This is a genomic window from Mesorhizobium loti, assembly GCF_003148495.1.
GTDB classification, from domain to species: domain Bacteria; phylum Pseudomonadota; class Alphaproteobacteria; order Rhizobiales; family Rhizobiaceae; genus Mesorhizobium; species Mesorhizobium loti.
Genome location: NZ_QGGH01000001.1, coordinates 341,970 through 354,888, shown reverse-complemented (window position 1 = coordinate 354,888; position 12,919 = coordinate 341,970). Strand labels below are relative to the sequence as shown.

The following is a 12,919-nucleotide window of genomic DNA, read 5'->3' as shown; positions in this document are numbered from 1 at the left end:
CTCAATGGCCGAGGGAGGTTTCTTCCAGCGTCCATTGCAGCGCGGGCGTCAGCTTGAGACCCTGGAGACGCTTGGAATAGGCAACCGCATTCGGCGCATAATAGAGGGGGATCTGCGCGACCTCTTCGGTGGTGATCTTCTGGATCTCCTTGTATATTTCCGCGCGCTTGGCCTGATCGGCCTCCTTGGTTCCCTGCTCAACGAGCGCGTCCACCTTCGGGTTCTCATAGAAGGTGCTGTAGGAGTTCGAGCCGCAGGATCCGCATACGGCCCATCGCACGGCGAGGTCAGGATCGGTGGTCTCGTTGTACCACCAATTGGCGGCAGCGTCGTAATCGCCCTTGCCGGTGGCATCCCACCAGGCGCCACTATCGACATTGACGATCACCGGCTTCAACCCGATCGCCTGCCATTGGGCCTGGATCAGCAGTGCCGTCTGCTGCGACGGCGCATCGGCTGTCGCCAGGATCTTTACCTCGCGCCCCACCATGCCGGATTCGGCCAGCAATTCCTTTGCCTTGGCGGGGTCGTAGGGAATGCCCGGATAATCCTTGTCATGGAAGTCGATGCTGCCCGGCAGCGTGGTATTCGCGGGTTCGGCATAGCCACGCGTGATGGCCGCAGTCATGGCCTTGTTGTCGATCGCCATGCCTGCCGCCTGCCGAGCCTTCAGATTGGAGAAGGGTTCGCGCTTGTGGTTGAGCAGGGTCATGTAGATGGTGGTCGAAGGCTCGAGTCGCATATCCACCGTCTCGGTCGCCTTCAGCTCGTCGATCTGCGTCCACGGCACCGCGCGCACCACGTCGATCTCGCCGGCCTTCAGCATGGCGATGCGGGTTTCGGGCGATGCGATCTCGATCAGTTCGACCGTGGCGTCCGACTTCGGATAGCCCTTGCGCCAGTAGTGCGGATTGGGTTCGAGAACGAGCTTCTCGTTCGGCTTCCACTGCTTGACTTCATACGGGCCCGACGCAACCGGGACCGTGGCGAAAGCCGCCTCCTCGCCGCGCTTCTCCACATCGGCCTTCGAGACGATGCCCATGTTCCAGATTTCCGCATTGCCGAGGAACGGCGCGAAGGCTGACTTGAGGGTGATCACCACGGTTTTCGCATCCGCCGCGGTCACCGATTCCACGGAGCCCAGCGGCGCAGGATAAGCCGATTTCTTGTCGCTCCGGATACGGTCAAGGCTGAAGGCGACGTCGGCAGCCGTGATCGGCGAACCGTCCGAGAACTGGGCCTCGCGCAGATGGAAGGTGTATGTCTTGCCGTCCGGCGAAATCTCCCATTTCTCGGCAAGCCCCGGCTCCAGCGCGCCGGTTTCGTAGTTGCGGCGCAGCAGGCGCGAATAAAGCTGGCCGTAGGTTTCGATGTTGCCGGCCGCCGCGGAGCGCATCGGATCGAGCGTCGTAGTCTGGTAGGGCGAAACCACGCGGATGACATCGTCGGCGAAGGCCGGAACGGCCCAACACAAACCCATCGCGACGAGGACAGCCCCGTGCAACACCGCGCCGGCAGCCCGCGTGCGGGATCCGCTCAAGGAATTCATCTAGTTCTCCTCCCGAAATTTTGTCTTGTGCCTTTCGGCATGAGGCAGAGGTTTATGTGATATAGATAACTTGTGTCAACAAGATAGTTGCAAATCTAACATACGCGCTCTTAGATGGGAAGCCGCAGCGCCCAGGCCAGCGATGGGACCTCCATGGCAAACTTTGTGCTGATCACGAGTTCGAACGAACTCCAAACGCGTGGATCGCGATACGTTATGGGCATGGCGCGTAGCGCGTGCTCGTAGGCTGGCCCAACGTCTATTGGCTGACCAGAGGCACAATGCCACGGCGCGCGGGATCTATGACCGGATCGGCCGCAATAGGCTGGCGTATGCTAAGTTCGTCGGCCTTTGCATAGACCGTTTCGATGATGGCCCTCCCGACGCCCGTGCTTTAGCCCTCGGGATCGGCATGGAGCTCCTGCGGATAACAATTGTTCTTGGTCGACCAGGGCGTTCTATGCTGGATACTGCACAAGCCGACCGGCTTTTCATCCACCATGGCGATGAAGCCGTTGGGCTCAAATTCGCCCTCCAAACCAAGCGGCTGAAGGTGGTCTGATAAACTCCGTCACGCTGGTTTCGTTGGAGTCGAGATAGGCGGTCCACAGCCGCCGCCATTCCTGTTCCATCGCTGGCTGCGATCGGCCGGACGACGGTTTCCATGCCACCATTTCGGTGCCGGCCGTTGCCGTGTTCAGGAGGTAAGCAATGAGCGGGTCAGCCCTCATCCTTCGATCGAGAGGCAAAGATATTTGATCTCCAGATAGTCCTCGAGACCATATTTCGAGCCTTCGCGGCCCTGGCCGGATTGCTTGATGCCGCCGAAAGGCGCCGTCTCGTTGGAGATCAGGCCGGTATTGATGCCGACCATTCCGTATTCGAGCGCCTCGGCGACGCGGAACACCTTCGACAGGTCCTTGGCATAAAAATAGGAGGCAAGCCCGAATTCGGTGTTGTTCGCCATTTCGATCACCTCTTCCTCGCTCTCGAACTTGAACAGCGGCGCAACCGGTCCGAAGGTTTCCTCGCGGGCGACCTTCATGTCTGACGTCACGCCGGTCAGGATGGTCGGCTGGAAGAACAACCCCGCTCGGTCGGCGGGCTTGCCGCCCAGCATGATGCTGGCGCCCTTGGAAAGGGCATCGGCGATATGCTCTTCCACCTTCTCCACGGCCTTCTGGGTGATGAGCGGGCCGGCATTGACGCCGTCCTCGAAACCGTCTCCGACCTTGAGCGCCGCAACCTTTGCCGCCAGCTTTTCGGCAAACACGTCGTAGACGCCAGCCTGCACGTAGAGCCGGTTGGCGCAGACGCAGGTCTGGCCGTTGTTGCGGTATTTCGACACCATCGCACCTTCGACCGCCGCATCGAGATCGGCATCGTCGAAAACGATGAACGGCGCATTGCCGCCGAGCTCGAGACCAAGTTTCATTATCTGCTCTGCACCCTGACGCATCAGGATCTTGCCGACGCCGGTCGAGCCGGTGAAGGTCAGTTTGCGCACCTTGGCGTTCTCGGTGAATTCCTTGCCGATGGACGAGGAATCGGTCGAGGTGACGACGCTGAAGACGCCGGATGGCAGTCCGGCGCGTTCCGCCAGCAGCGCCAGCGACAGCGCCGAAAGCGGCGTCTCGGCCGCAGGCTTCGACACCACGGCGCAGCCGGCAGCGACAGCCGGCGCGAACTTACGCGCCAGCATCGCATTTGGGAAATTCCACGGCGTGATCGCCGCGACGACGCCAACCGGCTGCTTGAGGACGATGATCCGCTTGTCCTGCTGGTGGCCTGGGATCGTATCGCCATAGACGCGCTTGGCCTCTTCGCCGAACCATTCGACATAAGAGGCACCATAGAGGATTTCTCCGCGGGCTTCGGCCAGCGGCTTGCCCATTTCCATGGTCAGGATGGCGGCAAGATCGTCGGCATTGGCGAGCATCAGATCGTAGAGCCTGCGAAGGATCGCGGCTCTATCCTTGGCCGTCTTTTTTGCCCAGTCCTTCTGCGCCTTGTAGGCGGCATCGACAGCGCGGGCCGCCTCCGCGCGACCCATGTCCGGCAGGGTCGCGATAACGTCACCGGTCGAGGGGTTGGTTATGTCAAAGGACTTGCCGCCATCGGCCGCCGACAGCCATTCACCGGCGATCAAGGCCTTGTCAGTAACAAGCGACGGATCCTTCAAACGTGCAAGCAAAGCGTTGGAAATGCTCACTGTCATGCCTCCTTGGCGCATTCGCGCAAGGTTTCCTCCAGGATGTCGAGCGCTTCGGAAAACACCTCGTCCTGGATTGTCAGCGGCGCGAGAAAACGGATGACATTGCCGTAAACGCCGCAGGTTAACAGGATCAGGCCCTTGGTCAGCGCCTTTTCGCGCACCTTGTTGGTGAACTCGGCATTTGGCATTTTGCTCCTTGGCACGTTGAATTCGACGGCGTTCATGAAACCCGGCCCGCGAATGTCGGCGATCTGTGGCACGGCGTCGGCAAGCGACTGCAGGCGCTGCTTCAGCCGGTTGCCAAGCAACGTCGCCCGGTCGTTGAGGCCCTCTTCCTCGATCACGTCGAGAACGGCATTGGCGGCGGCGACGCCGATCGGATTGCCGGCATAGGTGCCGCCGAGCCCGCCGGGCCCCGGAGCGTCCATCAGCTCGGCGCGGCCCGTCACGGCTGCGATGGGGAAGCCGCCGCCAAGGCCCTTGGCCATGGTGGTGATGTCTGCCACCACGCCATGATGTTCCATGGCAAACAGCTTGCCGGTGCGCGAGAAGCCGGTCTGCACCTCATCGGCGATCAGCAGGATGCCATGTTTGTCGGCGATCTCGCGCAGCTTCTGCATGAACGCCTTTGGCACCTCGTAAAAGCCGCCCTCGCCCTGAACGGGTTCGACGATAAACGCCGCCACACGATTGGGATCGACATCCGCCTTGAACAGCTTGTCGAGCACGGTGAGCGAATCGTCGACCGTGTAGCCATGCAGTTCGACCGGGAAAGGCACATGATAGACATCCGGCAGCATAGCGCCGAAACCGACCTTGTAGGGGACCACTTTGCCGGTCAGCGCCATGCCCATGAACGTGCGGCCATGGAAGGCGCCAGTGAAGGCGATGATCGCCGAGCGGTTGGTCGCGGCGCGGGCGATCTTGATCGCATTTTCCACAGCTTCCGCACCTGTCGTGACGAAGACGGTCTTCTTTTTGAAGTTGCCCGGAACGGCTTTGTTCAGCCGCTCCGCGAGGCGCACATAATTCTCGTAGGGAACCACTTGATGGCAGGTATGGGTAAAATGGTCGAGCTGGTCTTTGACCGCAGCGATGACCTTGGGGTGCCGATGTCCCGTGTTGACCACCGCGATGCCAGCAGCGAAATCGATATAGCGGCGGCCTTCGACATCCCAGATCTCCGCATTTTCGGCGCGCTCCGCATAGACCTGCGTGATAACGCCAACGCCGCGCGAAATGGCGTCGGAGCGACGGTCTGCGAGTTCGATATTCTGCATGGAAGCAATCCCTGAAAAACGGAAGACTGGTGGTGAGGACGAAACGTCTCAGTCAAAAAAATATCTACATTTTTTCTGTAGACTTGCAAGATGCGTCTTGTGACCGCTAGAAAATTTCACCCTGCGAGAACCTGCCCACGGGATATGCAAAAGAATCCTCTGAAAATTGCCGAAGCGGCGCGCAGCGCCGGCGTTTCCCCCTCGACACTCAGGCTGTGGGAACAGCAGGGGCTGGTCGAACCGATCCGCACGCCCTCGGGGCAGCGACTCTATGATCCCGAGCTCGTCGAACGGCTGCAGACGATTGCCTGGATGCGAAGCGAAAAAGGTCTCAATCCGGCAGCCATCAAGGAAGGGCTGAAGGACGAGCAGGAATCACGCCCCGCCGTGCAAGGCCATGTCGCTGGCGACGACATGCCCATCGGGATGAAGGTCAGGAGCTTGCGACGGCAGGCACGGCAGACGCTGGAAACAGTAGCGCGTGCAACAGGGACCTCCTTGTCGCAGCTATCGACATTCGAGCGGACGTCGCAGGGAATCTCGATCACCGCGCTGCACGATGTGGCAAAACACCTCGGGACGACGGTCGCCGATCTCAGCGGGCAGCAGGGGCAGGAAGAAAGCGCATCGCTCGTACGCAGCGGTGAATGGGCGACGTGGCCGACCACTTCGTCGGGCGTCACCATCCATGCGCTCGTCCCGGGTCGGCGGCAGATGGAATGTCATCGTTTCGACCTTGCGCCCGGCGCCTCCAGCGAAGGCTCCTACCGTCACGAGGGAGAAGAATTCATCTTCGTCCTGGCGGGAAAGCTGCAGGTCGTGCTCGACGGCGACCAGTTCTTCGAACTGCGCACCGGAGACAGCTTCTATTTCGAGAGCAACAGGCCGCATTCCTGGCGCAATCTCTCCGACAGTCAGACAACGCTGATCTGGATCAATACGCCGGCGACGTTCTGACGCCGGCGCCCGCAGATCCCTGCCGGGATCAGGATCTGTTCGAAATCATCCGCGCGGCCGAAATAGCCAACGGCGCATGTTTGCGGCAGAAAGAGTCGGCATCCCAGTCCGACAGCGAGCCGGCGATATGCACCGCGCCGATCGGCGTGTTGCGTTCGTCGAAAATCGCCGATGCAAGTACGATTTCGCCGATCAGCATCTGCTCTATGCATAATGCATAACCAAGTTCACGGGCTCTATCGATCTCCGCAAGGATCTCGGTTCGCGACGTGACCGTCTTCGGCGATTGCGGGACGAGAGCCGATCTGTCGATAATGTCTTCTACGACGTCGCGCGGCAGATGGGACATCACCACCCGCCCGCCGGACGCGGCAAACGACGGAACGCGTCGACCGGTCAGGGTGGCGAAGAAGGTCTCACGCTTCGATTGCCGGCGAAGCGCATAAACGATTTCCACATCCTCGAAGAGACTGAGGTCGACACGCTCCCCCGTCTCGTTCTGGAGATCCATGAGGATCGGGCTGGCTCGCTGGATCGTCTGCGAATGGCGCAGGTACTCGAAGGTGAAATGGAGGAACTTCTTGCCGAGGACGTAGGTGCGGTTCTGCCCGCGCTCAAGATAACCGAGTTTGACCAGCGTATGGGACATGCGCTGAACCGTGCTGGCATCCAGACCGGTCAGCTGTTTCATATCCTTGTGTGTCAGGCGTCCGCCATCGCCACTCTTCTCGAACGCCTCGAGCAGCTGAAATGCTTTCGCCAGCGATTTCACGAACAACGAATCGTCATCGCTCACAGGTGCATCCCTCCATAGGCTCAGCGCTTGACCGCCCGATTAAACCATAATAAGATAAGTTATATCGCATTACAATATAAAAAATTGCGGCAGCCCAACTTAAAGAGGTGAACATGGCTATTTGGGTAAAAGCGGCTGCTGCCGCTGGACTTTCCGTAATGATCTCGTCCGTCGCGATATCCGCAGCGTTTGCAGAACAGCTGAAGCTGGGCGTCTCACTGCCGCTGTCCGGCCCGGCTTCGCTTGCCGGCACATCGATCCGCGAAGGCATCGAGTTTGCCGTCAAGCAGGCAAACCAGAAGGGCGGCGTCTTCGATCAGGACGTCAAGGTGTTCATCGAGGACGACGAAGGCAATCCGACGAAGGGTGTAACCGCGGTCCGCAAGCTCATCGAGCAGGACCACGTCGTCGGCATCAGCGGCACCTATGTTAGCGCCGTCGCTGCGGCTGAAAGCAAGGTCGCCAAGGAATACAAGGTACCGATGATCTCGGCCGGTTCGACGTCTTCCGCCGTCACCGATGCCAATACGGCCGGAGACCCATGGTTCTTCCGCGCCTTTCCCGGCAGCAGGGCCCAGGCCAAGCAGACCGCCTCCGACACGCTCAAAAAGCTGAACGCGAAGACGGTGGCGGTGCTCTACGAAAACTCGATTTACGGCAAATCGCTGGCCGACGAGTTCAAGTCGAACTATGAGGGTATCGGCGGCAAGGTCGTTGCCATGGAAGCATACAATCCTGGCGACAAAGACTTCTATTCATCGTTGACCAACGTTCGCGCCCAGTCGCCTTCGGCCGTTTATATCGCCGGCCTGATGGATTCAGGCGCCCAGATCATCAAGCAGGCCGGCGAACTCGGCGTTCAGACCCAGATCGTCGGATCGGGTTCGATGATGAGCGACAAATTGATCGAACTTGCCGGTCCGGCGTCGGAAGGCTTCGCCGTATCTTCGATGTTCGAACCCAGCACGCCGAACAAGCATGGCGCAGAATTCGCCAAGGAATTCCGGGCCGCCTACAAGAAAGAGCCTGACGTCTACAGCGCCATCGGCTTCGATTCCATGGGCCTTCTTATCGAGGCAGCGCGCCGCGCGGGCAAGCCGGACGGTGCCGCGATGCAGAAGCAATTGCTCAACATGCCGGACTTCCCGCTGTCCCAAGGACCGGACCGCACGACGGCAAAGTTCGACGACAAGGGAAGCGTCGAGTTCAAGGTGGGCCTTGCGATTGTCAAGAATGGTAAGCGCGAATGGCTTCCCTTCGACTAAGCAGCAGCGACGGCTTCGCGAGGCGAGAGATTCCGCCCCCGGGAGCCGCTTCTTTCTTCACGCCCGGACAGGGATTCCACCATTGATACTTTTCCAGCAATTCCTGGCTAACGGAGTTGTCGTCGGGTCGAGCTATGTACTTGTCGCGCTCGGCCTGACGCTCATCTTTGGCATCCTTAAAATCGTCAACTTCGCCCATGGCGAATTCTACATGCTCGGCGGCTACGTGGCCGTGGTCGGAACCCAGGTCCTGGGCATCGGCCCCCTTCCCTCGATCGTGCTTGTTATCGTTGTGATGGTGATGTTGGGTTGGTTCATCGAGCGCGCCATCTTCGTGCCGATCGCCAAGAAGGATCCGACAAACGTCATCATCGCGTCTTTCGGACTGTCGATCCTGCTGCAGAACATCGTGCTCAAGATTGCCGGACCGGAACCGATGCTTGCCAGGAGCGGCCTGCCACGTGGCGCCATTCAGATCGGCAACATCTTCCTGACCAGCGAGCGCCTTGCGATCGTAGCCCTCGCAGCCGTCACGGTGACCGCCCTGCTTGTGGTGCTGAAATACACCTGGATCGGCCTGTCTCTTCGGGCCATGTCGGAAAATGCGACCGTGGCACGGATTTGCGGCATCAATGTCCGTCGTGTCGGCGTGGTGACCTTTGCCATCGGCGCGGCTCTTGCCGGACTGGCCGGCGCGCTTATGGCGACTGTCTTCACCGTTCAGCCAAATGCCGGCAGCCTGATCGTCATGAAAGCCTTTGTGATCGTGGTTCTGGCCGGCATGGGGAGCATCGAGGGTGCAATCATCGCGGGCCTTGCTCTCGGCATCGTCGAATCCCTCGTCACCGGCTATCTCGGCAATGGACTGCGCGACATCGTCGGCTTCATCTTCGTGATGGGCGTTCTGACCATACGTCCGCAAGGTCTGTTCGGCATCCAGACGGATCGGTCCTGACGTGCGTGCGATTTTTCTCATCCTCGTCGCTGCGGCGACGCTTGCCATCGTATCGACGGTGTTCGGCGGCGGATACGCGATCAATATCGCCATCGTCGTCTGCATCTACGTCATCCTGGCCAGCAGCCTCGATATTGTGATGGGCTGGACGGGCCTTTTTTCCTTCGCCCATGCCGCCTTCCTTGGAATAGGCGCCTATACCGCCGCTATCCTCGGCCGGGACTTCGGAACCACGTTCTGGCTCAATCTGCCGCTCGGAATGATCGTCGCAGGCCTGTTCGGTTTCTTGCTCGGCCTGCCGCTCCTGCGGGCACAAGGACATTTCCTGGCGATCATGACAATCGCATTCCAGACCATCGTCTATCTCGTTCTGTCGCAGTGGACCGATTTCACCGGCGGACAATATGGGATCGAAGTCGAACCAGTCGCAGGCTTCACCACGCTATCGTCATACTTCTACCTGGTGCTGGTGATTGCGGTGATCTGTCTGATTGCGATCCGCTTTCTCACGCAATCGCGCTTAGGAGACGCCTTGCAGGCGATCCGCGACGACGAGACCCTGGCGCGTACGATCGGCATGAATACAAAGGCCGTCAAACTTGTCGCATTGGCAATATCGTCGGCTTTCGCGGGCGGCGCGGGCGTCCTTCTGGCTTATCACATACGCGGTGTGACGCCTGACGATTATACTGTCCTCGCTTCGGCATCGATTGTGGCAATGGTAGTTCTTGGCGGTCGCGGACGTTTCTGGGGTCCAGTTCTCGGTGCAGTGCTGCTGACCGCACTGCCCGAAATGCTTTCGATACTTACCGACTACAAGCACATCTTTTATGGCGGCGTGTTGATCCTGGTCACGATGTTTGCTCCGCAGGGGCTCGCGGGCAAGTTCTCTCGTTGGAGAGCAAGATGACGGGTGAACAGAAAAACATTGCTCCGATAATCAGGGCGGAAGCACTCACTAAGAACTTCCAGGGGATGGTGGCGCTGAATGCGTTCGACTTCTCGGTCAACGAAGGCGAGATCGTCGGGCTGATCGGTCCAAACGGCTCGGGCAAATCGACCGTGGTCAATCTTTTAACCGGCGTTCTTGCGCCCACCAGCGGCCGTGTGCTGATCGACGGCAAGGATTTTACCGGTGCCGCACCGCATGTCGTTGCAAGACACGGGGTGGTCCGCACCTTCCAGATGATCAGGCTGTTCCCGAGCCTGACGGTTGAACGGAACATCGTATTGGCGCTGCAGGAGCAATCTGGCCCCGGGTACATGTCATCCTTCCTGAACCGTCGCAATGCTATGGCGTGGCACGAAAAGGCGGCTTGCAAGGCGCGCGACATGCTGGCCTTGTTCGAAATGGAGAAGCACGCCCACAAGCTCGCCACCGATCTTTCGATCGGACAGCAGCGTATGGTCGAACTGGCGCGTGGCCTCGCCACGAACCCGCGTATCTTCATTCTGGACGAACCGGCAGCCGGCCTTTCGCCAATCAACGTCGATCGGCTCATCGAAATGATCCGCCGCATGCGCGACGAATTCGGCGTCACGATCCTGCTTGTCGAGCACGTCATGCGCGTCGTTCAAGCAGTTTGCGACAGGGTTGTCGTCCTCGATTACGGACAAAAAGTTGCAGACGGCAAGCCGGATGTCGTCGTTCAGGACCCCAAGGTCATCGAAGCTTATATCGGATTGGGGCGGTCTTCCCATGCTTGAGTGCAAAAGTATCGATGCCGGATACGGCAAAGTTCAAATCCTTTACGGTCTCGACTTCACCGTACCCAAGGGCGGGCTGAGCGCGATTCTCGGCGGCAACGGAACAGGCAAGTCGACGGCGCTCAAGACGCTCGCTGGCCTAGTGAAGCCGACCCGCGGAGAAATCCTGCTCGACGGCAAGCGGATCGACGGCAAGGGGGCCCATGCCATGGCGGCGGCGGGCTTATGCCTCGTGCCCCAAGGCAAGGAAGTCCTCGGCGGCCTGAGCGTGCATGAGAATATCACCGTCGGCGCCTATCACCGGCGCAAGGATAAGCCCGGCATCGCCGAAGACGTCGAGATGGTCTATGCCGAATTTCCCCGCCTCAAGGCCCGTTACAAGGCACCGGCCGGACTTCTGTCCGGCGGCGAGCGGCAGATGCTGTCGCTGGGTCGCGCTTTGATGGCGCGGCCGAGCATGCTTCTGCTGGACGAACCTTCGGCAGCGCTCGCACCGAAGGTGGTAGGCGAAATTTCCGACATTATCCGCAAGCTGAGAGCGCGCGGCCTGACCATGCTTCTCGTCGAACAGAATGTCTCGATGGCGCTCGAACTCGCTGACGAGGTGCATATCCTGCGTGAGGGCCGTTTCGCCTATTCGCGCAAGAATGGCCCCGATCTCAAGGTCGAGGAACTGCGCGAATTTTATCTCGGGAAAGGACAATCGTGACGCGGTTTGCCGGGAAAACGGTCCTGATCACCGGCGCGGCCGGCACTCTCGGCACCGATCTGTCGCAGGCATTTGCCCGCGAAGGCGCCGAGCGCCTCTACCTTGTCGATCGAGACGAGGCTCGGCTCGGCGAACTCCGCGCCGCGATCGGCAGACCGGCCATTGCGGTCCGCTGCGACCTCACGTCAGTTGCCGACATGCGGCAGGCCTGGGACGGCATGGATTTAGAGTTGGGTATCGACGTCCTGGTGACCGCCGGCGGGACCCTTGGCAGCGGCAAACCGCTTCTGGAAGTCGATCCGGAAGAGTTCGACCAGATGCTGTCGCTCAATGTGCGCGGCACACTGTTTGCTGTCCAGCTCACCTTGGGCGCGCTGCGGCATCGCAAGGGATGTATTGTGACCTATGGCTCGACGGCCGGCCTGACCGGTTCGCATGCGCTCGGTGCCTATTCGACGACCAAGGGAGCCGTGGCGCTGCTTACCCGCAGCCTTGCGTTATCGCTCGCCGAGGAAGGCATCCGCGTCAATTCCGTCTGCCCCGGATCGATCTCGTCGCCGATGCTGGAGCGGAACTTCGCGGCCGCCGGCGCAGAAGCGGAAATGCGTCGGCAGATCTATAGGGATCTTCATCCGATGAAACGTTTCGGTGAGGCGAACGAGGTGACGCAGGCCGTGCTCTATCTAGCCAGCGACGCCGCATCCTATACGACCGGCGTTTCGCTGCCGGTCGATGGAGGTCGCCTTGCATAGCTTTGAGGGCAAGACTGCTGTCGTTACCGGCGCCAACAGCGGCATCGGCCGCGCGACACTCGATCTGCTCATCGCGCGCGGCACCTCCATCGTGGCGGTCGACCAAGACGTGTCCGAGCTCGGCGGCGTCGCTGCAACCGTTGTCGCCGTCGATCTCTCCCAAGAGGCGGCACCGAAGCGGATCGCCGATGCGGCCAGCGCGCTTGGCGGGCTGGATCTCCTGGTCAATTGCGCCGGCGTCGGCGGCTCGAAACGCATCGCCGAAACCGATGACGCCCTGCTCGACCGGATCCTCAGCATCAATCTACGCTCCGTCATCCGGCTGACGCGGGAACTGCTGCCGTTGCTGCGCCAGCCCGGCGGCGCGATTGTCAACCTCGCATCCGTTTATGGCGAGGTCGGGCGCGTGGGCACCACCGCCTACGCCGCCAGCAAGGGCGGCATCTCGCAGCTGACACGGCAATTGAGCGCGGAACTCGGTCCGGAAGGGATACGGGTAAATGCCGTCGCACCCGGCTGCATCCTCACCGCGATGACCCGCGACAAGATTGACAAGGATGCCGAATACCGGAGCGCGATGATCGCCGGAACGCCGTTGCGACGGATCGGCGATCCCATGGAAGTGGCTGAAGTGATCGCTTTCCTGGGCTCCGATCAGGCATCCTTCGTCAATGGTCAGATCATTGCCGTCGACGGCGGCTGGCTCTCGTCCCGAGGCACATTCTAAGGAATAG

12 protein-coding genes are annotated in these 12,919 nt (G+C 60.3%); 8 read left to right on the top strand and 4 right to left on the bottom strand.

The annotated features are described in order from the left end of the window. Nucleotide 1: 1 nt before the first annotated feature. The 3 genes from C8D77_RS01945 to C8D77_RS01935 all read right to left on the bottom strand — a co-directional run bounded on the left by C8D77_RS01945 (nt 2) and on the right by C8D77_RS01935 (nt 5,044). Nucleotides 2-1,549: an ABC transporter substrate-binding protein gene (locus tag C8D77_RS01945; protein WP_109658903.1), complete on the bottom strand. Its 1,548-nt coding sequence runs from the start codon at nt 1,547-1,549 to the stop codon at nt 2-4. Between the two features lie 727 nt (nt 1,550-2,276). After that, nucleotides 2,277-3,761 (bottom strand): NAD-dependent succinate-semialdehyde dehydrogenase, encoded by a 1,485-nt coding sequence (locus C8D77_RS01940; RefSeq protein WP_109661157.1) that lies wholly within the window; start codon nt 3,759-3,761, stop codon nt 2,277-2,279. Between the two features lie 2 nt (nt 3,762-3,763). Then, entirely contained in the window at nt 3,764-5,044 is a 1,281-nt protein-coding gene (locus tag C8D77_RS01935) for a 4-aminobutyrate--2-oxoglutarate transaminase (RefSeq protein WP_109658902.1), read from the bottom strand. A gap of 144 nt (nt 5,045-5,188) precedes the next feature. On the opposite strand from C8D77_RS01935, the gene C8D77_RS01930 reads away from it, so the two are divergent. Continuing rightward, nucleotides 5,189-6,001 (top strand): MerR family transcriptional regulator, encoded by an 813-nt coding sequence (locus C8D77_RS01930; protein WP_109658901.1) that lies wholly within the window; start codon nt 5,189-5,191, stop codon nt 5,999-6,001. 28 nt (nt 6,002-6,029) lie between these two features. Here C8D77_RS01930 and C8D77_RS01925 read toward each other — a convergent pair whose 3' ends face one another. After that, nucleotides 6,030-6,797: an IclR family transcriptional regulator gene (locus C8D77_RS01925; RefSeq protein WP_109658900.1), complete on the bottom strand. Its 768-nt coding sequence runs from the start codon at nt 6,795-6,797 to the stop codon at nt 6,030-6,032. A gap of 113 nt (nt 6,798-6,910) precedes the next feature. Between C8D77_RS01925 and C8D77_RS01920 the strand changes: the two genes are divergently transcribed. The 7 genes from C8D77_RS01920 (at nt 6,911) to C8D77_RS01890 (ending at nt 12,912) form a co-directional block, all read left to right on the top strand. Next, complete coding sequence (locus C8D77_RS01920) at nt 6,911-8,062, top strand: ABC transporter substrate-binding protein (protein WP_109658899.1); 1,152 nt, start codon at nt 6,911-6,913, stop codon at nt 8,060-8,062. A gap of 82 nt (nt 8,063-8,144) precedes the next feature. After that, a complete protein-coding gene (locus tag C8D77_RS01915) occupies nt 8,145-9,017 on the top strand; it encodes a branched-chain amino acid ABC transporter permease (protein WP_109658898.1) in 873 nt (290 codons plus the stop codon). A gap of 1 nt (nt 9,018) precedes the next feature. Continuing rightward, the gene (locus C8D77_RS01910; protein WP_210266353.1) at nt 9,019-9,927 is read left to right on the top strand and encodes a branched-chain amino acid ABC transporter permease; all 909 of its coding nucleotides are present in this window, start codon (nt 9,019-9,021) and stop codon (nt 9,925-9,927) included. After that, a complete protein-coding gene (locus C8D77_RS01905) occupies nt 9,924-10,724 on the top strand; it encodes an ABC transporter ATP-binding protein (protein WP_109658897.1) in 801 nt (266 codons plus the stop codon). Before C8D77_RS01910 ends, C8D77_RS01905 begins: the two co-directional genes overlap by 4 nt. Beyond that, entirely contained in the window at nt 10,717-11,433 is a 717-nt protein-coding gene (locus C8D77_RS01900) for an ABC transporter ATP-binding protein (protein WP_109658896.1), read from the top strand. The genes C8D77_RS01905 and C8D77_RS01900 overlap by 8 nt, the downstream gene beginning before the upstream one ends. Next, complete coding sequence (locus C8D77_RS01895) at nt 11,430-12,185, top strand: SDR family NAD(P)-dependent oxidoreductase (RefSeq protein WP_170136650.1); 756 nt, start codon at nt 11,430-11,432, stop codon at nt 12,183-12,185. Before C8D77_RS01900 ends, C8D77_RS01895 begins: the two co-directional genes overlap by 4 nt. Further along, complete coding sequence (locus C8D77_RS01890) at nt 12,178-12,912, top strand: SDR family NAD(P)-dependent oxidoreductase (protein ID WP_210266352.1); 735 nt, start codon at nt 12,178-12,180, stop codon at nt 12,910-12,912. The genes C8D77_RS01895 and C8D77_RS01890 overlap by 8 nt, the downstream gene beginning before the upstream one ends. Nucleotides 12,913-12,919 lie beyond the last annotated feature (7 nt).

Bases quoted from the DNA above. Each gene is read 5' to 3' on its own strand.
- C8D77_RS01935 (WP_109658902.1), bottom strand. From the start codon at position 5,044: ATGCAGAATATCGAACTCGCAGACCGTCGCTCCGACGCCATTTCGCGC.
- C8D77_RS01920 (WP_109658899.1), top strand. From the start codon at position 6,911: ATGGCTATTTGGGTAAAAGCGGCTGCTGCCGCTGGACTTTCCGTAATG.
- C8D77_RS01905 (WP_109658897.1), top strand. From the start codon at position 9,924: ATGACGGGTGAACAGAAAAACATTGCTCCGATAATCAGGGCGGAAGCA.
- C8D77_RS01900 (WP_109658896.1), top strand. From the start codon at position 10,717: ATGCTTGAGTGCAAAAGTATCGATGCCGGATACGGCAAAGTTCAAATC.
- C8D77_RS01930 (WP_109658901.1), top strand. From the start codon at position 5,189: ATGCAAAAGAATCCTCTGAAAATTGCCGAAGCGGCGCGCAGCGCCGGC.
- C8D77_RS01945 (WP_109658903.1), bottom strand. From the start codon at position 1,549: ATGAATTCCTTGAGCGGATCCCGCACGCGGGCTGCCGGCGCGGTGTTG.